19 protein-coding genes and 1 pseudogene are annotated in these 21,421 nt (G+C 63.1%); 10 read left to right on the plus strand and 10 right to left on the minus strand.

Annotation, left to right across the window (positions count from 1 at the left end):
* Positions 1-109: 109 nt before the first annotated feature.
* Positions 110-1,356: pseudogene (gene kynU / locus NKI97_RS05830) on the plus strand (kynureninase).
* A gap of 96 nt (positions 1,357-1,452) precedes the next feature.
* Positions 1,453-2,283 carry a hormone-sensitive lipase gene (locus NKI97_RS05835; RefSeq protein WP_352448831.1) on the plus strand — a complete coding sequence of 277 codons (831 nt, stop codon included), beginning with the start codon at positions 1,453-1,455 and terminating at the stop codon, positions 2,281-2,283.
* A gap of 7 nt (positions 2,284-2,290) precedes the next feature.
* Here NKI97_RS05835 and NKI97_RS05840 read toward each other — a convergent pair whose 3' ends face one another.
* The 5 genes from NKI97_RS05840 to NKI97_RS05860 are packed head-to-tail and all read right to left on the minus strand — an operon-like array spanning position 2,291 to position 7,721.
* Positions 2,291-3,496: a molybdopterin molybdotransferase MoeA gene (locus NKI97_RS05840; protein WP_352448832.1), complete on the minus strand. Its 1,206-nt coding sequence runs from the start codon at positions 3,494-3,496 to the stop codon at positions 2,291-2,293.
* The gene (moaC, locus tag NKI97_RS05845; protein ID WP_352448833.1) at positions 3,496-4,002 is read right to left on the minus strand and encodes a cyclic pyranopterin monophosphate synthase MoaC; all 507 of its coding nucleotides are present in this window, start codon (positions 4,000-4,002) and stop codon (positions 3,496-3,498) included. Before moaC ends, NKI97_RS05840 begins: the two co-directional genes overlap by 1 nt.
* A gap of 2 nt (positions 4,003-4,004) precedes the next feature.
* Positions 4,005-4,817: an indole-3-glycerol phosphate synthase TrpC gene (gene trpC / locus NKI97_RS05850; protein WP_352448834.1), complete on the minus strand. Its 813-nt coding sequence runs from the start codon at positions 4,815-4,817 to the stop codon at positions 4,005-4,007.
* 4 nt (positions 4,818-4,821) lie between these two features.
* Complete coding sequence (trpD, locus tag NKI97_RS05855) at positions 4,822-5,832, minus strand: anthranilate phosphoribosyltransferase (protein WP_352448835.1); 1,011 nt, start codon at positions 5,830-5,832, stop codon at positions 4,822-4,824.
* Positions 5,829-7,721, minus strand: a complete 1,893-nt coding sequence (locus NKI97_RS05860) for a SurA N-terminal domain-containing protein (protein WP_352448836.1) — start codon at positions 7,719-7,721, stop codon at positions 5,829-5,831. The genes trpD and NKI97_RS05860 overlap by 4 nt, the downstream gene beginning before the upstream one ends.
* Before the next feature lie 142 nt (positions 7,722-7,863).
* Here NKI97_RS05860 and tpiA point away from each other — a divergent pair, with 142 nt between their 5' ends.
* The 5 genes from tpiA (at position 7,864) to NKI97_RS05885 (ending at position 12,895) form a co-directional block, all read left to right on the plus strand.
* Positions 7,864-8,631 carry a triose-phosphate isomerase gene (tpiA, locus tag NKI97_RS05865; protein WP_352448837.1) on the plus strand — a complete coding sequence of 256 codons (768 nt, stop codon included), beginning with the start codon at positions 7,864-7,866 and terminating at the stop codon, positions 8,629-8,631.
* A gap of 163 nt (positions 8,632-8,794) precedes the next feature.
* Positions 8,795-9,247: a preprotein translocase subunit SecG gene (gene secG, locus NKI97_RS05870; protein WP_254817294.1), complete on the plus strand. Its 453-nt coding sequence runs from the start codon at positions 8,795-8,797 to the stop codon at positions 9,245-9,247.
* Between the two features lie 199 nt (positions 9,248-9,446).
* Positions 9,447-10,568: a L,D-transpeptidase gene (locus NKI97_RS05875; RefSeq protein ID WP_352448838.1), complete on the plus strand. Its 1,122-nt coding sequence runs from the start codon at positions 9,447-9,449 to the stop codon at positions 10,566-10,568.
* A gap of 147 nt (positions 10,569-10,715) precedes the next feature.
* Entirely contained in the window at positions 10,716-12,344 is a 1,629-nt protein-coding gene (gene pyrG, locus NKI97_RS05880; protein ID WP_352448839.1) for a CTP synthase, read from the plus strand.
* 11 nt (positions 12,345-12,355) lie between these two features.
* Positions 12,356-12,895, plus strand: a complete 540-nt coding sequence (locus NKI97_RS05885) for a DUF1697 domain-containing protein (RefSeq protein ID WP_352448840.1) — start codon at positions 12,356-12,358, stop codon at positions 12,893-12,895.
* Positions 12,896-12,925: 30 nt separating this feature from the next.
* Here the strand turns inward: NKI97_RS05885 and NKI97_RS05890 are convergent, their stop codons facing one another.
* The 3 genes from NKI97_RS05890 to NKI97_RS05900 all read right to left on the minus strand — a co-directional run bounded on the left by NKI97_RS05890 (position 12,926) and on the right by NKI97_RS05900 (position 15,690).
* Positions 12,926-14,383, minus strand: coding sequence for an NCS1 family nucleobase:cation symporter-1 (locus NKI97_RS05890; protein WP_352448841.1), 1,458 nt, complete (start codon positions 14,381-14,383; stop codon positions 12,926-12,928).
* A gap of 193 nt (positions 14,384-14,576) precedes the next feature.
* Positions 14,577-14,837, minus strand: a complete 261-nt coding sequence (locus tag NKI97_RS05895) for an MmcQ/YjbR family DNA-binding protein (RefSeq protein ID WP_352833056.1) — start codon at positions 14,835-14,837, stop codon at positions 14,577-14,579.
* Positions 14,838-14,997: 160 nt separating this feature from the next.
* Positions 14,998-15,690, minus strand: coding sequence for a TetR/AcrR family transcriptional regulator (locus NKI97_RS05900; RefSeq protein WP_352833058.1), 693 nt, complete (start codon positions 15,688-15,690; stop codon positions 14,998-15,000).
* Positions 15,691-15,826: 136 nt separating this feature from the next.
* On the opposite strand from NKI97_RS05900, the gene NKI97_RS05905 reads away from it, so the two are divergent.
* Genes NKI97_RS05905 through NKI97_RS05915 form a run of 3 tightly spaced genes read left to right on the plus strand, consistent with a single transcriptional unit; the run spans position 15,827 to position 18,753 of the window.
* On the plus strand, positions 15,827-16,837 hold the full coding sequence (locus tag NKI97_RS05905; protein ID WP_502894916.1) for an efflux RND transporter periplasmic adaptor subunit: 1,011 nt from the start codon (positions 15,827-15,829) through the stop codon (positions 16,835-16,837).
* 6 nt (positions 16,838-16,843) lie between these two features.
* On the plus strand, positions 16,844-18,085 hold the full coding sequence (locus tag NKI97_RS05910; RefSeq protein WP_352448844.1) for an ABC transporter permease: 1,242 nt from the start codon (positions 16,844-16,846) through the stop codon (positions 18,083-18,085).
* A complete protein-coding gene (locus NKI97_RS05915) occupies positions 18,082-18,753 on the plus strand; it encodes an ABC transporter ATP-binding protein (RefSeq protein ID WP_352448845.1) in 672 nt (223 codons plus the stop codon). The genes NKI97_RS05910 and NKI97_RS05915 overlap by 4 nt, the downstream gene beginning before the upstream one ends.
* A gap of 21 nt (positions 18,754-18,774) precedes the next feature.
* On the opposite strand, the gene otsB is transcribed toward NKI97_RS05915, so the two are convergent.
* Positions 18,775-19,536, minus strand: coding sequence for a trehalose-phosphatase (gene otsB, locus NKI97_RS05920; protein ID WP_352448846.1), 762 nt, complete (start codon positions 19,534-19,536; stop codon positions 18,775-18,777).
* A complete protein-coding gene (locus NKI97_RS05925) occupies positions 19,533-21,314 on the minus strand; it encodes an alpha,alpha-trehalose-phosphate synthase (UDP-forming) (protein ID WP_023674969.1) in 1,782 nt (593 codons plus the stop codon). The genes otsB and NKI97_RS05925 overlap by 4 nt, the downstream gene beginning before the upstream one ends.
* Positions 21,315-21,421: the final 107 nt, after the last annotated feature.

Consider the following 21,421-nt stretch of genomic DNA (forward strand, 5'->3'; position numbering starts at 1 on the left):
TGGTCAGGCTGCTTCTCGCCGGTGGAGCCTTGCTGCGCGCAACCAGGGAATGGAAGAACAGTCGACGCGTGTCGGGCGTTGCGTTGGATCTTGGGGGAGCAGACAAATCATGACAGGAATTCCCGATCTCGTGGCCATAAAGGCGATGGATGCCGCGGATCCGCTGCGCGCGATGCGCGACCGCTTTGTATTGCCGCAAGGAGTGGTCTATCTCGACGGCAATTCGCTAGGAGCTGCTTCACGTGCCGCTTTCGATGAACTGCGCAAGGCCGCGACCGAAGAATGGTCGCATGATCTCATCCGCGCATGGAACACGGCCGGCTGGTTCAACATGCCGCTTGAACTTGGCGACCAGCTCGGGCGCCTGATCGGTGCCGCGGCCGGCCAGACGGTGGTCTGCGACACGACATCGGTCAACATCTACAAGCTGCTGCACGCCGCCATGGCCATGCGACCGGAGCGGCAGGTCATCGTCGCCGAGGGCGATAGTTTTCCGACGGACCTCTACATGGCTGAGGGTGTGGTTTCGACGCGAAAAGATACGCTGCTGCGCCTCTCGGGGGTCGACGCGCCGAGCATCGAAGAGCTGATCGACGAACGCACCGCCGTGGTGCTGGTCAACCACGTCAACTACAAGTCGGGCAACTGCGCGACATGCCGGCGCTGACGCGCAGGGCTCAGGAAGCCGGGGCGATGATCGTCTGGGATCTCTGCCACACCGCCGGCGCGATGCCAGTCGAGCTCGACAAGGCAAACGCCGATTTTGCCGTTGGCTGCACCTACAAATATCTGAATGGCGGCCCGGGCGCGCCTGCCTTCATCTATGCGGCTGAGCGGCATCTTTCCGACATCCAGCAGCCGCTCACCGGCTGGTGGGGCCATGCACGGCCCTTCGCCTTCGAGCCAGGCTATGCGGCCGGCACCGGCATCCGCCGGTTTCTGTGCGGCACCCAGCCGGTGCTGTCGATGCGCACGCTGAAGGGCGCGCTCGACATCTGGAACGATGTCGACATGACGGCGGTGCGCAAGAAGAGCATCGCGCTGGCGGATCTGTTCATCGAGCTTGTCGAGGCAAAGTGCGGCACTTACGGGCTCACGCTCGAAAGCACGCGCGATGGGGAAAAACGCGGCAGCCAGATTTCATTCATGCATGAGCATGGCTACCAGGTCATGCGCGCGCTGATCGAACGTGGCGTGATCGGCGATTTTCGCGCGCCATCGACCATGCGCTTCGGCTTCACCCCGCTCTATGTTGGCTATGCCGATGTCTGGCAGGCCGTCAAAGTGCTTGAGGACATCCTGCGCACCGGTGCGTGGAGGGATGCGCGCTTCGCCATCAAAGCAGCTGTCACTTGAGATTGATGCGAGAGCTGGAATCGTGAGGCTGGCGACGACGCGCCGCGCGATGCTCACGGCTACGTTGCAAGGCCATATTGCCAGGGAGGGCGCAGGGTGTTCGAACGTCACATTGCCGATTGGGACAACGCCTATGCCAACGGCGCCAACATAGCCGGCAGCGATCGCTGGCCGGCGGCCTGGATCGAGCCCGCGCGGGTTTTCCGCGACGTGCTTTCGACCGAGGGCAGGGCGCGGCTCGACATGGCCTATGGCGACAACCCATGCAACCGGCTCGATCTTTTCCTGCCGGCCATCAAGCCTAAGGGACTCGTGGTGTTCGTTCATGGCGGCTACTGGATGGAATTCGACAAGAATTTCTGGTCGCATCTTGCCGCTGGCCCTGTTGATCGCGGCTATGCGGTGGCGATGCCGTCCTACACGCTCTGTCCGCAGATACGCATCGGCGGCATCGTCAAGGAAGTCGGCGCGGCGATCGGCAAGGCGGCGGCGATCGTTGCAGGGCCGCTGATGCTGACCGGGCACTCGGCCGGCGGCCATCTTGTTAGCCGGATGGTTACGGCGACGACGCCGCTGGCGCCCGAAGTCGTCCGGCGCGTTCGTCATGTGGTGTCGATCTCGGGGGTGCACGATTTGCGCCCGATCATGCGCACCGGCATGAATGAGACGCTGGCGATCGATGAGGCCGAGGCGCAGGCCGAAAGTCCGGTGCTGCTGCGCCCGATGGACAAGGCCCGCCTGACCTGCTGGGCCGGCGGCGGCGAGCGCGCCGAATTCCTGCGTCAGAGCGCGTTGCTGGCCAACATCTGGATCGGCCTGGGTTCCGCGACCAGCTCGGTGGTCGAACCTGACCGGCATCATTTCAACATCATCGACGGTTTGGCCGATCCAGACCATCCGCTGACCCGGACCTTGATTTCGGAGTGAGGCAGGTTCAGCGTAGCATCAGCACGTCGCAGGGGGAGCCCGCCGCCGCGGCAGGAGCGAACGGCGTGCGAACGATCAGCCCGTCGGCATCGGCCAGCATTTTCAGCATCGAGGAGTCCTGGATGCCGAACGGCGTCGCCACGAGCGTACCGGCGTCATCTATGACAACAGCCCGCACATAATCTTGCCTGAGATCGTTGGCCGGCATGGCGGCACCGAGCCGTGCCCGACGTATATCCTGCTGAAAGGCGCGGCCGCCGAGCCGCGCCAGCAGCGGCTTCAGGAAGAGCTGAGTGCAGACCAGGCTTGCCACCGGATTGCCGGGCAGGCCGATGCAGCGAATGTCTCCCAGCCGCCCGAACATCAGCGGCTTGCCCGGCCGCATGGCGATCTTCCAGAAATCGAGCGTCATGCCTTGCCCGGTCAGTACGTCATGAACGAAGTCGTGGTCACCGACCGAGGCACCGCCCAGCGTGACGATGACGTTCGCGCCAGCCTTCACGGCCTTTTCAACCAGCGCAGCGATCGCCTCCCTGCGGTCCGGCGCGATGCCAAGGTCGAGCGCGCGCGCACCGACCGACTGTGCGGCAGCGGCGACACCATAGGCGTTAGAGGAGATGATCTGGTCGGGGCCAAGATCGCTGCCCGGCGGCAGCAATTCGTCGCCGGTGGCGATGATGGCGACCAGCGGCCGTTTGACCACGCGCACCTCGGGGTGATTGGCCGATGCCGCCAGCGACAAGGCCGCCGGGTCGAGCAGGCGGCCTTTGGGCAGCAGGACATCGCTCTTGGCGAAATCGAGCCCGAGGCGGCGGATGTTGCGCCCCTGCACCGTCGGTTCCGTCACTTCGACGCTGCCGCCACCGAGATCGCGGACGTTCTCCTGGATGACGATAGTGTCGGCGCCTTCGGGAAGCGGCGCGCCAGTAAAGATGCGCACGGCCTGCCGCTGCTGCACCGTTCCGGCAAAGCCGCGTCCGGCCGGCGCCATGCCGACCACCGAAAGCTTTGCCGGTACGGACGCGATATCGGCCGCCCGCACGGCATAGCCGTCCATGGCGGAGGCGTTGAACGGCGGCTGGGTGCGGAGCGCCACAACCGGCTCCGCCAGCACGCGGTCGGCGGCATCCAGCAGTGCGACGCGTTCGTCCGGCAGCGCTGCTGCGCCGTCCAGCAGGCGCTCGAGCGCCTCGGCAACTGGGACCAGCGCCATTATCGGCCTGCCTCGGTGGCCCCGTCTCCGGTGATCTTGTAGTCGCCGGATTTGCCGCCGGTCTTTTCAACCAGCCTGATGCCGGAGATGACCATGGCGCGGTCGACCGCCTTGGCCATGTCGTAGATGGTCAGGCAAGCGACCGAGACGGCACTCAGAGCCTCCATCTCAACGCCGGTCTTGCCGGTGACGCGGGTCAATGCTGTCACCTTCAGGCCGGGCAGCGCGGCGTCCGCCTCGATATCGACAGATATCCTGGTCAGCAGCAGCGGATGGCAAAGCGGGATCAGTTCATGCGTCTTCTTGGCCGCCATGATGCCGGCAATGCGCGCGGTGCCCAGCACGTCGCCCTTCTTGGCGTCGCCGGCGAGGATCATGTCCAGCGTCTCGGGCCGCATCGCGACAAAACCTTCTGCGACTGCCGTGCGCACCGTCTCAGCCTTGTCGCCGACATCGACCATGTTGGCTTCGCCCTGCGCGCCAAGATGGGTGAGGGCGGCCGCCATCCTCAAACGACCTCTGCCGGCGCCTTGCCCGTCAACAGCAGGCGCGTTGCCGCGGCCACGTCCTGCTGGCGCATCAGGCTCTCGCCGACCAGGAAAGTCGCAATGCCGCTCTGCTCCAGCCGACGGCAATCGTCGCGCGAAAAGATACCGCTCTCGCTGACCAGATGGCGGTCGGCCGGCACCATCGCTACCAGCCGCTCCGAGGTCTGTAGGCTGGCTTCGAAGGTCCGGAGATTGCGGTTGTTGATTCCGATCAGCCGCGACGACAGCTGCAGCGCGCGTTCCATTTCAGCCTCGTCATGCACTTCGACCAGCGCGTCCATGCCGAGCCCGAACGCTGTCGCTTCGAGTTCTCTTGCCAACGCGTCGTCGACGCTGGCCATGATGATCAGGATGGCATCGGCGCCCCATGCCCTGGCCTCGTAGACCTGATAGGGGTCAAACAGGAAATCCTTGCGCAATGCAGGCAGCTCGACGGCAGCGCGCGCAGTGGTGAGGAATTCGGGCGCGCCTTGGAAGGAGGGTGCGTCGGTCAGCACCGAAAGGCAGGCGGCACCGCCCTTCGCATAGGCCCTGGCCAGCGTCGGCGGATCGAAATCGGCGCGGATCAGGCCTTTGGATGGGCTAGCCTTCTTGATTTCGGCAATCAGCGCGAACCTGCCGGATTTGCGCTTTGCTTCAAGGGCGGAAAGAAAGCCGCGCGGCGCGTCGGCATCCGTCGCCCGTGCCTTGATCTCGGCGAGCGGCACGCGCGCCTTGGCCGCCGCGATCTCGTCGCGCTTGTAAGCCTCGATCTTGCGCAGGATGTCGGACATGGTTTTAACCGTTCGAAATCTCGATCAGCCTGTCGAGCACTTTCAGCGCGCGGCCGCTGTCGATGGCCTGCGCCGCCGTTACCATGCCGTCGGCAAGCGTCGTCGCTTTGCCGGCCACCACCAGCCCGGCGCCGGCATTCATCAGCACCGTATCGCGAAAGGCGCCGGCTGCGCCGCCCAGCATGTCGCGCAGTGCCTGGGCGTTGTGGGCGGCGTCGCCGCCGCGCAACTCGTCCTTGTTGTGCCGCTTCAGTCCGACGGCTTCCGGGGTCAGCGTAAAGCTGCGGATCTCGCCGCCGGCCAGTTCGGCGACAAGTGTCTCGCCGGTGGTGGTGATCTCGTCATAGCCGTCGCCATGGACGATCCAGGCATGGTCGGCACCAAGTTCCTTCAACGTTTCTGCCACCGGCATGATCCATTCGGGCAGGAACACGCCGACCATCTGCCGTCTGACACTCGCCGGATTGGAAAGCGGGCCCAGCAGGTTGAAGATGGTGCGGGTTCCGAGCTCGACCCGGGTCGGGCCGACATGCTTCATCGCCGGGTGATGCGCCGGCGCGAACATGAAGCCAATGCCGGCCTCGTGGATGCAGCGGCCGATCGTCTCCGGAGGGATGTCGATCTTGACGCCCAATGCGATCAGCACATCGGCGGCGCCGGTCAGCGAGGACAGTCCGCGATTGCCGTGCTTGGCGACGGGCACGCCGCTGCCGGCGATGACGAAAGCGGATGCGGTCGAAATGTTGACGCTGTGCGAATTGTCGCCGCCGGTGCCGACAATGTCGATGGCGCCCTCGGGGGCTTCGACACGCAGCATCTTGGCGCGCATGGTGGCGACGGCGCCGGCGATCTCGCTGACGGTCTCACCGCGCACGCGCAATGCCATCAAGAAGCCGCCGATCTGGCCGGGGGTAGCATCGCCCGACATGATGATGTCGAAGGCCTCGCGCGCCTCCTCGAAAGAAAGAGCGCTGCCGGCGGCGACCTTGGCGATGTGGATCTTCAGCGCGCTCATCTGGCCAGGGCTTGGGTTACGGCCGTCTGATCGATGCGGACGTCATATTGCGTCTGCAACTGCGCTACCAACTGGTCGAGCAGGTCGTCGGACATGCCGGATGTGAAGGACTTCTGTGCGTCCTCGGGTACTGAGCTGGCGTCGGCCCCGGCGGGCTCGAATACCTCGGCAACCTTGAACAGGATCTGTCCGTCGCCCGTGGGCGAGGGGATCAGCCCGGTGCCGCCTTCGCCGACGCCGAACATCGCGGCGGCGCCTTCCTTGCCGAAATCGACGTCGTCAGCATCGCGCTTGACGCCGCGCTTGGTCTGCTTTTCGAGCTTGAGCTCACCGGCGATCACCTCGAGCGTGGCGCCAGCCTTGAGACGCTTCTCGAGCTCCTGTGCTTTTGCGGTGAGCCGTTTGGTGGTCTCCGCCGCGGTCCAGTCGGCCACGACCTTCTGGCGGACTTCGTCCAATGTGCGGTCGCGGGCAGGCGTGATCGCGCTCACGTCGTAGAAGACGAAGCCATTATCGGCGGTGGTGAGGCCTTCATTGTCGGTTCCGGGTTCGGATTCGAACACCGCCTTGATGAGTGCCGGCGATTCCGGCAGGTCTTTGACGATGCTTCCATCCGGCCGTTGGCCGGTGCGGTCGATGGCATCGATGGTGACGACCTTCAGCTTCAATTTGGCGGCTGCCTCGGCGAGCGAACTGCCCGAGGCGCGCGTATCCTCGTAATTGTCGTGCACGTCCAGCAAGATGCGGCTTGCCTCGCCCAGTGCCAGGTCCTTGCGGATCTGCTCGGACACTTCGGCCAGCGGCTTCACCACTTCGGGCTTGATCTCGGTGACGCGCAGCAGAACGGGACCAAAGGCGCCCTGTACGACCGGGCTGACCTCATTGACGTTTAGTTTGAAGGCAGCATCGGCGACCGCCTTGTCGGCGATCTTGTCCTTGGCCAGCGTGCCGAGCAGCGTGTCGGCCGGCGTCTTGCCTTCGGCAGCGACGATCTTGTCGAAGGTCGCGCCGGTCCTGAGCGAATCGAGCGCCGCCTTTGCGGCATCAGGTGTCTTGAACACAAGCTGCTCGATGGTGCGCATCTCCGGTGTGGTGTAGCGCGCCTTGTTCTTATTGTAGTCGTCGCTGACCTGTTGGTCGGTCACCGCGCTCAAATCCATGATGTCTTCCGGTTCGAGCCTGACATAGGAGAACTTACGGTATTCGGGCGCGGCGTAGGTTTTCTTGTTTTCCTCGAAATAGGCCGAAAGCGCGCTGTCGGACGGCGCTTCTATCGGTTCGACCAGCGATTTCGGCAAGGTCAGGTAGTCGATGGTGCGATCTTCGCCGCGATAGAGCGCGACCGCCTTGAAGAAAGTATCCGGGGCCTTGAGGCCGTCCGAAACCGCCTCGACGATCTGCTGGCGGACCGCGACCTGGGCGCGGTTCTTCAAATAGTCTTCCGGCCGCATTCCGATCTGCCGAAGCAGGTACTCGAAGGTTCTCCTGTCGAAGCTTCCGGCAGGCCCTTTGAACGCCGGGTCTTCACGCGTCAGTTCGGCGAGCCGGTCCTTTGACAGGCCGAGTCCGAGCTTGCGGGCCTGCTCGTCGAGGACAGCGCCCGACACGAGTTGCGCCAGCACCTGGTTGTCGATGCCGAGCGCCGTCGCTTGCTCACGGCTGATGCGTTGGCCGAATTGCTGCGACATGACGCTGAGCTGGCGATCGTAGGCGAGGCGGTATTCGTTGATCGAGACCTTGGTGCCTCCGGCCGTGATCACGGCATCATGGCCGGCAAGACCGCCCATCAGGCGGCCCGAGATGCCCCAGACGGCGAAGCTCAACACCAACAATGACAGCAGCAGTTTAGCGACCCAGGTCCCCGCCGCGCTTCTCAACATACCAAGCATGAGTACTTCCGATTTTTGCGCATTTCGCATGCGCCGAGTCTGAAACAAGCGCAATAGCGCCCTTCCTGCCCACTGTCGATTGCTTTGTGGCCTGATTTTGATAGTGAGGGCCAGCTGGAAATTGCCTGGAGAAACAAATCCCATGACGCCTGGAATCCGCCCGCTCGTCGCCGGCAACTGGAAAATGAACGGCACTAGCGCCTCGCTCAACGAGCTCAGGATGATCGGCAACGGCTTCATGAGTGGGCTCGACGCCGAGACCGAAGCGGTGGTCTGCGTGCCGGCGACCTTGCTTGCGCACGCCGCCGAGATTCTGTCGCGCACGCCGGTGCGGGCCGGCGGAGAGGATTGCCACACCGAGGAAAGCGGCGCCTATACCGGCTGCATTTCGGCCGAGATGCTGAAGGATGCAGGTGCCAGCCATGTCATCGTCGGCCATTCCGAATGCCGCGCCGATCGCAAGGAGGACGATGCCTTGGTCCAGGCCAAGGCCTCCGCCGCATGGCGCGCCGGGCTGGTGGCCATCATCTGCATTGGTGAGACAAGAGCCGAACGAGAAGCAGGAGCCACGCTCGACGTGCTGTCGCGCCAGGTCGCTGGCTCGGTCCCGCCAAACGCCACGGGTTCCAACACCGTCATTGCCTATGAGCCAATATGGGCGATTGGGACCGGCTTGACCCCGACCGCCGCCGACGTCGCCGAGGCACATGCGCATATCCGCGAAGAACTGGCACGGAAGCTCGGCAATACGGCGGCCAAGATGCGCATTCTCTACGGCGGCTCGGTCAAGCCGTCCAACGCCGTCGAGTTGCTCGGCGTCAGGAATGTCGATGGCGCGCTGGTCGGCGGCGCCAGCCTAAAGGCGGCGGACTTCCTCGGCATCGCGGAAGCCTATCGAAACATCGCTTGATACAAGGGCTGCTTGCTGCATTTGAGCGGACGGCCGGCGCGGAAATCGTTGCAAAGGACGCATTGCTTCCCATATTCCGGCCACGGGCTTGGAAATGCCGTCAAAGCATTGTATTGAGCCGCCTCCAAATCAGCGGCCGCACAAGGCCTTGCCAGGGTAAATTATGGAAACCGTACTGATCGTCGTCCACCTCATGGTCGTGCTCGCGCTTGTCGGCGTGGTGCTGCTGCAGCGCTCCGAAGGCGGCGGCCTCGGCATCGGCGGCGGATCGGGCTTCATGACCGCGCGTGGCGCCGCCAATGCGCTGACGCGGGCGACGGCGATCCTGGCTGCCGCTTTCTTCGTCACTTCGCTGACACTGTCGATCGTTGCGCGCTATGGCGAGAAGCCGATCGACATTCTCGATCGCGTGCCGGCGACCTCGGACGGAGCAGGCAAGGGCGTACTCAACCAATTGCCTGGAACCACGACGCCGACGCCGCCTTCGGGCACCACGGCGCCGACCCCGCCGTCCGGCAATGGCGCGGCAACGACGCCGCCGGCAACCGCTCCGGCGACGCCGCCAGCGACAAACGGCGCCACCGCGCCGGCCACGCCGCAGGTCCCCAACCAGTAATAGGGCAACTTATGCCGCGATCTGTTGTCGTTTGAACACAGTCGCGGCAAATGCCGCATGATCACGAAGATTCGACTGCGCCTCACGCTTGAGGCGCTTCCGGCTAATCGATTATACGTTGCACGCGGCATTCTCGGCGTCCTTGGGGGGCGCCGGGCGACGCCGTGGGCAACAAGCATTGAACGATCGGATCTTCCCCATGCAGCTTCGCAGCTTCATTTTTGCCGGCCTTTGTGCCGTGCTCAGCCTAGGTGCGCCCGCTTACGCGGCCATGCCGACGGCAAACTCGGCCCACAAAGCCGCGACAACAACCGACGTCGTCAAGGTCGCTGCCAAAAGCGATGCAGCGCAATTGAAGCTTCTCAAGAAGAAGAAAGATCCGACGCCGGACGACCTTGCGCAGATCCGCAAGATCGAAGCCAAGATCGCAGCCGACAAGGAAGCCGCTCGCGCCAAGGCACTCGAAGCCAGGAAGCTGGCGATGCGTGAGGCGGCGAAAGCCAAAGCCGATGCGGAACGGCAGGCGTTCCTTGCCAAGAAGAGCCAGCCGCTCGCAACGGCCAAGGTGGCTGACGCCACGCCGGCCAAGAAGAAGACCGTCAACATCATCGAACCGATTACGCCCATTGCGCCGATCCAGTCGGCCGAGCCGATCCCGGCCGAGGCCATGAACGTTGCGCTGACCGGCAACAATGGCGAGTTGCGCAGCGAACCGGTCGGGCAGAAGCCGCAGAGCGTCGGGCTTTTCGCGGGACTGTTCGGCGGCACATCCTCTTCGTCGATGTCGCTGCTTCCGGAAACACGCGCGCTCGACGCCGCGCTCGAAAGGAAGCAGGCCAAGCGGCAGTTCAAGGTCAAGGCGGAATTCGTGCCGCAGGAGGTCGAATTCACCGGCTACAACCCCGGCACCATCGTCATCGACACCAGCGCCCGTCGTCTCTACCTCGTCGAATCATCGTCAACCGCCCGCCGTTATGCCATCGCGGTCGGCCGGGAAGGCCTGCAGTTCAAGGGTACGGTTGCCGTCGGCGACAAGCAGGAATGGCCGCGCTGGATTCCGACGCTGGATATGCAAAAGCGCGAACCCAAGCACTATGGCCAGTACAAGGACGGCATGCCCGGCGGCGGCGACAATCCGCTCGGTGCGCGCGCCATCTATCTTTACGACGGCAAGAAAGATACCCACCTGCGCATTCACGGCACCATCGCGCCGCAGTCGATCGGAACCAGCGCCTCCAATGGCTGCTTCCGCATGATCAACGAACACGTCATGGACCTTTACCGCCGGGTGAAAGTAGGCACCAAAGTCGTCATCATCTGACGCTTTGACAGATCGTGCCAAAAGGGCCGGCCTCGCCGGCCCTTTTGTTTTGATACGCCAACGACCAGAGCGCCTTCTTGGGAAAAAGCCTTCGCGGCGGTTTTTTCTCTGGCGGAATCAATTCGGCCGCGTTAAGCGATGACTCCCATGGCGCGATATGTATTCATCACAGGCGGCGTGGTTTCCTCACTTGGAAAAGGCATTGCTGCAGCGGCCCTTGGGGCTCTCTTGCAGGCGCGGGGCTATCGCGCACGCATCAAAAAGCTCGATCCCTATCTCAATGTCGATCCCGGCACGATGTCGCCCTATCAGCACGGCGAAGTCTTCGTGACCGATGACGGGGCCGAGACCGATCTCGATCTTGGCCATTATGAGCGCTTCACCGGCCGCTCGGCCAACCAGCAAGACAACATCACCACCGGCCGGATCTATAAGAACATCATCGAGCGCGAGCGGCGCGGCGACTATCTCGGCGCTACCGTGCAGGTCATTCCGCACGTCACCGACGAGATCAAGAATTTCGTCCTCAACGGCAATGACGACTACGATTTCGTGCTGTGCGAGATCGGCGGCACCGTCGGCGACATCGAAGCGATGCCGTTCCTGGAGGCGATCCGCCAGCTCGGCAACGACCTGCCGCGCAACAACGCCGTCTACGTCCACCTGACCTTGATGCCTTACATTCCGACGGCAGGCGAACTGAAGACCAAGCCGACGCAGCATTCGGTCAAGGAGTTGCGCGGCATCGGCATTGCACCCGACATACTGCTGGTCCGCGCCGACCGGCCGATCCCCAAGGAAGAGCGCAGAAAGCTGTCGCTGTTCTGCAATGTCCGCGAAAGCGCCGTCATCCAGGCGCTCGACGTCCCGCATATCTACGACGTGCCGATGGCCTATCACAATGAAGGGCTGGATTCGGAAGTGCTGGCGGCCTTCGGCATCGATCCGGCGCCGAAGCCGCGCATGGAACGGTGGCAAGCGGTGTCCAACCGCATCCACAATCCGGAAGGCGAAGTGACCATTGCCGTCGTCGGCAAATATACCGGCCTCAAGGACGCCTACAAATCGCTGATCGAGGCGCTGTCGCATGGCGGCCTCGCCAACCGGGTCAAGGTCAAGCTCGACTGGATCGAAAGCGAGATATTCGAGAAGGAAGACCCGGCGCCGTGGCTGGAGAAGGTCCATGGCATTCTCGTCCCCGGCGGTTTTGGCGAGCGCGGCTCGGAGGGCAAGATCCTGGCGGCGAAGTTCGCGCGCGAGCGCAAGGTGCCGTATTTCGGCATCTGCTTCGGCATGCAGATGGCCTGCATCGAGGCGGCGCGTTCGCTGGCCGGCGTCGAGCACGCATCATCGACCGAGTTTGGTCCAACCGAGGAGCCGGTTGTCGGCTTGATGACCGAATGGCTGAAGGGCAACATGCTGGAAAAGCGCAGGGAAACCGGCGACCTTGGTGGTACCATGCGGCTCGGTGCCTACCAGGCCGACCTCGCCAAGGGATCGAAGATCGCCGAGATCTATGGCGATACTCAGATTTCCGAACGCCATCGCCACCGCTACGAGGTCAATGTCGACTACAAGGAGCGGCTCGAGGATTGCGGCCTGGTGTTTGCCGGCATGTCGCCGGACGGCGTGCTACCGGAAACGGTCGAATATCCCGACCACCCCTGGTTCATCGGCGTGCAGTACCATCCCGAGTTGAAAAGCCGGCCGCTCGATCCGCACCCGCTGTTTGCCAGCTTCATCGAGGCGGCGGTAGAGCAGTCGCGGCTGGTCTAGACTAGCCGCCCATGCAAACTTACGTCGCGCTGCTCTACAGCATTGTCCTGGGCGAGGGGCGGCGGGTCGTCATGTCCGATCTGAAGGCGATGGCCGAAGGCCTGGGCCTGAATAACCCGCGCACGCTGGTAGCGACCGGCAATCTGGTCTTCGAGGCGCAAGAAACAGAACTTGCGGCGTTGGAGCAGCGGCTGGAGGCGGCGTTCGCAAAGACTTTCGGCCGCCACGTCGACATCATCGTGCGCCGCGACGACGGCTGGCTAAGGCTGGCGGCCGGCAATCCGTTCCCAGCTGAATCGGCTGAGACCGCGGACCAGGTGGCGGTGCGCGTGATGCGAGCGCCCGTTCCCGCCGAGACCGCCGCGGCGCTTGAGGCATATGCCGGCAAGGACGAGAAGCTGCGGATTGTCGGCGGCGACATCTGGATCGTCTTTTCCCGCGAGATGCCGAGTTCGCGGCTGCTTGCGGCGGTGAGCCACAAACGTCTCGGCATCGGCACCTCGCGCAACTGGAATACCGTGCGCCGCCTGGCCGAAATGATCGCAGAATGAACGGGGCGGCTCGCGCCGCCCCGACTCCGTTCAGGCCTTGGCTATCCTGGCTCTGGCACCGAGTGCCATCGTGCGCAGCACGTAATAGATGACGCCGGCAATTGCCACGCCGAAGAACCAGCCATAGACGCCCCACCAGGACGGCAGCAGGCTGGTGAAGTTGGGCAGGATCGAGGAGAAGACCGCGCCGATACCGGCGGCGATGAAGGCATTGACATGCCAGCCGCCCTGAAAGCGGAATTCGCCATTCTCCCTGTAGAGCGCCTCGACGTCGACCTCGCCCTTCCGGATCAGGTAATAGTCGACCATCATCACGCCGAAGATCGGCCCCATCGTCGCGCCAATGATGTTGACGAAGGAGGCGGCACTGCCTTCCCAGGGCGCGAATGGATAGAGCACCAGCGCGATCAGCGCCGCGATGTAGCCGCCCTTCTTGAAGTCGATCTGGCGTGGAAAGACATTGGAAAAGTCGAAGGCCGGCGACACGAAGTTCGCCACCACATTGATGCCGAGCGTCGCCACCGCAAAGGTCAGGGCTGCGAGCGCCGCCAGGAACCAGCTGTCGAATTTCGCCGAAATCTGGTCGGGATGCAGCAGCACCTCGCCATAGACGTCGAAGGCGGCGATCGTGGTAACGCCTGCGACCAGCGAGAACAGGATAAGATTGACCGGCAGGCCCCAGATGTTGCCCTTGCGCAGCGATGCCTTGTCCGGGGCGTAGCGCGCGAAATCGCAGAAGTTGAGATAGAGCGCGGAGAAATAGGTCACCCAGATTGCGGCCACCGCAAACAGCGAGGTCCAGGAGCCCGGCGTGCCCGGCACGCCCGCGTCCTTTGTCTTTTCCAGCAGCACATCCATCGGGATGTCGCTGGTGAAAGCGAAAGTGCCTGCCTTGATGCAAAGATAGATCGCCAGGATCAGCATCATCACCCACACCGCCGGTCCGGCCCAATCCTGGAAGCGGCGCACCGTTTCCATGCCTCTCTGGATGATCAGGAGCTGCAGCGCCCAGATGACGGCGAAGCAGATCACCTCGAGCCCGGAGTGGCCGAGGAAATGGGTGCTCTGGTTGAAGTCGGCGAACCATTGCGAGCGGATCAGCAGGGCTACGATCGCCCCGGAGGCCGCCGCCGTCTGCGCGCCGTACCAGAAGCAGGCGACGATGGCGCGCACCAGCGCCGGTATGTTGGCGCCCCAGATGCCGAAGGAGGCACGCGCCAGGACAGGGTAGGGCACCCCGGTCTTCACGCCGGCATAGCCGACCATGTTCATTAACGCATAGATGATCAGCGAGCCGATACCGATGGCGATGATGAAGTTGACGAAGCCGCCGCAGAACAGGAACAGGCTGGCAGCGAGATAGTAGCCCCACAGGCTGTGGACGTCCGACGTCCAGACGTTGAAGATCGAGAACGGTCCCCAGTTTCGAACCTTCGCCGGTGCGAGATCCTCATTGTACAGGTCCGGTGATGCGTCTTGTATGGTCATTGCTATGTCCTCCCCTTGTTACCGCACGCGCCTCCACGCATGGCACGCAGGTTAAGCCTGACGCAGGGGAACCGGCAAGCAGACGATTTGCCGGCGTTGGGCTTAAAGTCATTCAATGAGAAACGCGCTTATCGGCGTGGCGTCGTTGAGCTTCTAGCGCCGACGATTCGGGGGGTGACACCGATCGCTCGACCTAAGCTCCCGAGTCCACCTTGTACTTGATCAGGGCGGCAAGCTTTTTGGGCGCTTGTGCGCGATAACTCTCATCGAGCCATGACTTCAGTTGTCCGATCGGTGGCAGTTCGTCCGGTGCTGGTTCGAATGTCACCCATCCGCTCTTGCCAAGGCCGTACTCCGCCGGCGACGCATAGTGGAGCTTTCTCGCCTCGTCGCCGCTGTAGGGGAGTTTGAGGGAGATGCTGAACGGTTCGCCTTCCAGGCTCAAAATAAGCAAAGGTCTTGCCTTTCACCGCGAGATCGTCGTGACCAGGCCACGGACTCTTTGTCTCGGCGCCCGGATAGGTGAGGCCGAAGGCGCGCAGTTCCTTGAGAACGGCATCGGTCGAAGCGCGCGATTTCCTACTCATCAACTCTCCTCCATCGCTGTCAGCGGCTTACGGTCCGGCTTCGAGAAAAGCCCGGGCAAAACCGGGCTGCATGGCTTCTATCGTTCCATCGGGCAACTTCAAAAGCCGGTCGATTGCGATGCCGTAGAGCCGCAATCGGCCCTCGAGCAGCCGCGCTGCTTCGTCGATATTACCCTGTTCGGCCTGTAGCAGGGCGCGGTGCATCACGTCCCGAAAGGTCAGCCGGAGTTGCAGGAACATCTCGGCAAAAGCTTGCGGGTCGGGCACGTCGAGAATGCCTTCCTCGCTTCCCTTCCTGAGCAGATTTGTGATTATCGGCTCGGCCAGTTCCCTGGCCGCCTGGTCGACCCGATGGAAGAGGGCAAGGTTCTCGGGCCGGAACACGACGAAGAACGTTTTTCGCAATTGCGGGGCAAGCTCGATGTTCAGCCGTCGCGAGCCGGCAAAGAGCGCATTGAGCCGGCCAATCCCATCGAGTGACGGGTCGTCGAGGAGGGGTTGCAGCTCGGCAAGGCTGTCACGTGCGAGACGTCTGGCGAGCGCCTCCAGCAGGGCCTCCTTCGACGCGAAATAGTGATAGAACGCACCCTTCGACAAGCCGGCCTCGCGGATGATGTCGTTCACCGTCGTGTTGTCGTAGCCATGCTCGAAGAAAAGCCGCTGGGCACAGTCGAGGAGCTCGGCGGATCGTATCTCCGGCGGCTTTATTACTCGGGGCAAAATCAACCTCAAAAAGTACAGGGGGCAAGAGGAGCACGAACCGTTTCTTTATGCAACTTTTATAGACCGACGGTCGGTCTAATGCCATGTCTGCCACCGCTCCGACGTTCGCATTCGATGGTGGAGGGAGAGCTTCTTGCGACGGATACGTTGGACTGTCGGCATCGTTCTTGTCGCGGCGACTGCTGCTTTCGGCGCTTGGTATGTGTTGCAGCCGGCCAAGGTTTCGGTCGTGACGCCACAACGCGGCGACGCGGCGGAAATTGTCTATGCGAGCGGCTCCGTCGAGCCGCGAACCTGGGCCAAGGTGGCTCCCGTGGTTCGCGAGCGGATCGTCGAGCAATGCAATTGCGAGGGGTCGCGAGTTAGGCAGGGCGACGTACTCGCCAGGCTCGACGACAGTGAAGCGCGGGCGGCGCTTGGCGAACTCGAGGCGCGTCAAGCACTTGCCCAGGAAGAGCTCCGGAGGCTGACCGTGCTTGCCGAAAGGCGTGCGGCAAGCCAGCAGGCGCTCGATCGCGCGCAAAGCGAGCTTGGCCAGATCGAAGCGCTGGTTGCCGGACAGAAAGCGCGGCTCGACACCTACGTCTTACGAGCGCCGAGCGCCGGCGTCGTGCTCAGGCAGGACGGGGAGGTGGGTGAGGTCGCCGAACTCGGCACGGTGTTGTTCTGGGTCGGCGAGCCGAAGCCGCTCCTGGTGGTCGCCGAGGTCAACGAGGAGGACATTCCACGGGTCGAGATCGGCCAGCGCGCGCTGCTTAAATCCGACGCGTTCCCTCGGCAGAATCTGGAAGCGGTGGTCGACAGCATCACGCCCAAGGGCGATCCGGTGACGAAGACCTATCGCGTCCGCTTCCGCCTGCCGGACAATACGCTGCTTCGTATAGGCATGTCGACCGACGTGAACATCGTCATCCGCGTCTCGAAAAACGCGCTGCTGATCCCGTCCGTCGCGATCGAAGGGAACAATGTGTTCATGGTCGAAGGCGGCAAGGCCGGGCGCCGTGAAATCCGCACGGGCATTCGTGGCACCAATGGCGTCGAGGTACGGTCAGGCATCGACGAGAAGGCCAGCATCGTCTCGCCCTATCCCGCTGACCTCGGCGACGGTGCGCGCGTGAGCATCGCCGCCGCGCAGGAGAGATAGGCAACGATGGCGCTGATCGTCGACATTGCCGTAACGCATATCGCCGGCCGCGGCCGCCAGACGCTGGTCGCCATAGTCGGCGTCGCGGTGGGTGTCGGCTTCTCAATTGCGATGGCGGCGCTGATGCAGGGCGGGCAGGACGATTTCGTCAGGCAGCTCGTCGACACGATGCCGCATGTCGACATCACCGACGAGCAGCGCACCGCCCGCCGGCAGCCGGCCGAGGACTACTTCGAGACCGCCGCCATCTCGGGGCTCCGGCCACGCGACGATCGACGCGGCATTATCAACCCGACCGCCGCGACCTCTTGGCTGGAGAGCTGGATTCCCGGCCGGTTCGCAGCAAGCCTCAAGACGCAGGGCGTGATCCGCTATTCCAGCCGCGAAGTGGGCGCAGCTATCATCGGGGTCGATCCGCAGCGCGAGACCGGCGTTTCACCGATCGTCGGAGAGTTCGTCGAAGGCAGCTTTTCGGAACTTGCCGCGGGCGGCAACAACGTGCTGATCGGCAACACGATGGCGAGCCGGCTCGGTGCCGGGTTCGGCGATACGATAACGGCGGTCTCCTCGGAAGGGCTCACGCGCAATTTCAAGATCGCCGGCCTTTTCCACACCGGCACCACCGCGCGCGACGAAGGCGAAGCTTATGTGCTTTTGAAGAACGCGCAGATTCTCTCAGCGCGGCCAAACGCCATCAACGAGATCCGCATCAAGCTCGACGACCCCAACCGCGCTCCGGCGGTGGCGCATCGTGCAGAGGCCGAACTGGGCTACAAGGCCGTGGCGTGGCAGGAGGCCAATGAATCGATCCTCGAAGCACTCGTCGTGCGCAACGTCATCATGTACACCGTCGTCGGCGCGATCATGCTGGTTGCTGGCTTCGGCATCTACAACATCATCTCCACCATCACGCACGAGAAGGCGCGCGACATCGCCATCATGAAGTCGCTTGGCTTCCCGGAGTCCGACATGCGCCGGCTCTTTTTGCTGGAAGGCGTGGCGATCGGCGCTGCCGGCTCTGTGCTCGGCGGGGTGCTTGGCTTCTCCATGACCTATGCACTGTCGCTGGTGCGTTTCGAGATCGCCGCGACTGGCCAGGAGATGACCCGGCTGCCGATCGCTTGGAGCTTGATGCACTACGTCATCGCGTCGGCTTTCGCGCTGGGCTCGGCGGCAGTGGCCGGCTACCTGCCGGCGCGCCGTGCGGCGCGCCTGAACCCCGTCGAGATTATCCGAGGCGCGTCATGAGCGCACTCATCGAGACCGAGAGACTGACCCGCATCTTGCCCGAGACGGTCCCCGTTACGCTGGTCAAGGACATCACACTCACGATCAACGACAACGAATTCGTCGCCGTGACCGGTCCCTCCGGCTCCGGTAAGTCCTCGCTGCTCTATCTGCTTGGGTTGCTCGACCGGCCGACAGGCGGGACCTTGAGGATAGGCGGACGCGATAGCGAGCCTATGAATGAAAGGGAGCGCGCGCAGACACGGCTTTCGACGCTGGGCTTCGTCTTCCAGTTTCATTTCCTTCTGCCGGAATTCACGGCGCGCGAAAATGTCGAAATCCCGATGCGCAAGCTTGGTCGGCTGGCCCGACCCGTGATGCGCGAACGGGCGGGCGAGTTGCTGTCATCCCTTGGACTCGGCGAGCATCTCGACAAGCGGCCTGACCAGCTCTCCGGCGGCCAGCGTCAGCGCGTCGCGGTGGCACGTTCGCTCGCCAACGACCCGCCGCTTATCCTCGCCGATGAGCCGACGGGGAGCCTCGACAGCAAGAGCTCCGAGCAGGTCTTCACGATCCTGCAGAATCTGGTGCGCGAGCGCGGCAAGACCGTCGTGGCGGTTACGCACGATCTCGACATGGCGGCGCGCATGGATCGCCGCATTCACATCGTGGACGGCAAGATCGAATAAGGCGTGTTGATATTCAGATGATCAAGAGACCGGCAAGGCCTCGAAATTGGCCTCGAGCCAGGCTATTGCGCCGGTCACGTCGTCGAGGGCATAGTTTGCGGTCGTCGGTCCGTTCGGCTTCACGCGGATGGAGATGCCGCCAATTTTATTGATCGCCTCGAAACCGTGTTCGTCCGATGTATCGTCTCCGAGGAATATCGGCCGCCCGCCGACAAAGGGCGGAATGTCCATGAAACGCCGGATGGCAGCACCTTTGACGGCTTCCAAAGGCATGAGCTCGACGCCGGCGTTTCCCGGAAGCACCCGATAACCCTTCGGAAGCCGGGCCAATGCCTGTTCGACGAGCTGGATTGCGGGTGCAAGCAGTTGCGGTGCTGCTCTTGTATGAACGGCAAGGACCGGCCCCTTGCGCTCGACATAGACCTTGCCGCTGCCCAGTTCGGCCTCGATCTCGTCCGCAAGGGCGGCGATGTCGGCCGGCGCGTCGGCGGCATCGATCGGACCGCTCGGCGTCAGCCGGTGCTCCAGCCCATACAGTCCGGCGATCCGCAGCTTCAGCGGATGGAACAGTTTGTCCACGGCGGGAATCGATCGGCCGGTGATGAAGGCGACCGCACCATCCAGCCGCCGCTCGATGCGTTCGAGCAGATTGCGCAATTCCTCGCCGACGAACACCGCGTCGGGATGGGCAGCGTGTTCCAGCAGGGTTCCGTCGATATCGAGGAACAGCGCCCATTGCCCTTCCGACAGGTTCAACGCCGGCGGTTGTTCAAAGCTTTTCACGACGCTGCCTTCCGAGCCCGCTCGAACATCGAGATGACGTTGTTGGTGTTCGATGGCGGGCGCTCGCCGGTTCCGGTCACCCTGTCGAGATCGCCGCGTTTGCGCAGGCGCGCGGCGTCCAGCAGCATACTGCCGGCCCAGCGGTAGACATTGTTGTCGCGGACCATCTCGCGCATCGGCCGCAAACGTTCGCGCTGCTCTTCCGGCGTCATCGTCAGCGCCTGCAACAGCGCCTCGCTCATCATGGCCGCATCGTAGGGGTTGACGATCAGTGCTTCCAGCAGTTCGCGCGAGGCACCGGCGAAGGTGCTGAGCAAAAGCACGCCCTGTTCGTCGTCGCGCGCTGCGACGAATTCCTTGGCGACAAGGTTCATGCCGTCATGCAGACTGGTGACCATACAGATGTCGGCGGCGCGATAGACCTCGTAGACCTGCTCCTGCCGATGATGTTCGGCGACCATCAGGATAGGGCTGTATGTCTCGCTGCCATAGCGCCGGTTGAGCTCCTCGGCACAGCGGCGGCATTCGTCGTGGAGTTGCTGGTAGGCGGGCAATGTCCCCCGGCTCGGCGCGGCGATCTGCAGGAAAACCACCTTGCCTATCCATTCGGGATATCTCGTGAACAATTCGTCCAAGGCATGGAAGCGATCGAGAATGCCTTTCGTGTAGTCGAGGCGCTCGACGCCAACGCATAGTTTGGTATCCGCAGACAGGCCGAATCTGTCGCGCACGCTGGCGCGGCACTCCTCCACAGACGGCAGTTTTGCCAGCAATTGGGCCGGCCATTCTATGGAAATGGGATAGGCGTGGACCAATGTGGTCTGCCCACCATAGGAGATTGCCGCGTCTGCCCGTTCGATCCGGCTCTCCAGAAAGCGGTCGACACTTTCGGTGAAGTTGTTGGCATGGAATTGGGTATGAAAGCCGATGATCGAACTGCCGAGCAGTCCTTCCAGGATCCGCTCACGCCACGGACAGATGCTGAATACTTCCGAATTGGGCCAAGGGATATGCCAGAAGGTGATGACTATCGCGTCCGGCAGGCGCTGGCGGATCATGCGCGGCAGCAGCGCGAAATGGTAGTCCTGCACCAGCACGATCGGCCGTTCGTTGCGGGCTTCGGCAACCACCGTATCGGCGAATTTGCGGTTGACGGCCTCGTAGGCGTCCCAGTCCGAGGCGCGAAACACGGGGCGGGTGAAGGCGATATGGCAAAGCGGCCATAGGCCCTCATTAGCGAAGCCCAGATAATAGCCCTGATATTCCTCCTCCGTCAGCCAGACCCTGCGCAGCGTGTAGGACGGATTGCCTGGCGGCACCTGCACCCGGTCGTCCTTGTCGACGGTGAGGCGGTCTGCCGTGCCGCCGCCATAGGCGATCCAGGTGCCGGCACAGGCGCGGGTGATGGGCTCGAGTGCCGAAACCAGCCCGCTGGCCGGCACCAAAAGTTGGACCCCGTCGTCCTTGATGTTGTGGATGTAGGGTTCGCGGTTGGACACCACGATGACCTGTGCGTCCGGCAGGTCGTCGGCCAGGATCTTGCGCAACGTGTCGGGCGACCATGTGACCAGTGCCGCATCGGCCGACTGGCCGTTCTTTTCGAACTCGCGCAGCACCTTGCGTGCCGCTTCCGACGCGACATCCTCGCTCGGCGTGTATGCGGCCGCCGTTGCGCGGCCGCGACGCTGGCGGGATATCGACAGGAGAATGGCAAAAGCAGAAAAGCCAAAACTTGCAATCAGCAAAACCCAGAGCAGGTTTACAGTATAATCTGACATGGAATGTGATCTCGCCTCCGGCCGGCCGATAGCCGTTTTTTATTTGTTTTCTGGTTCGCCGCCATATGACAACAACACCATCCCCGCCCCGCCCATTTTTGCAACGC

It is taken from the genome of Mesorhizobium sp. M0296 (assembly GCF_040321675.1).
Classification (GTDB): domain Bacteria; phylum Pseudomonadota; class Alphaproteobacteria; order Rhizobiales; family Rhizobiaceae; genus Mesorhizobium.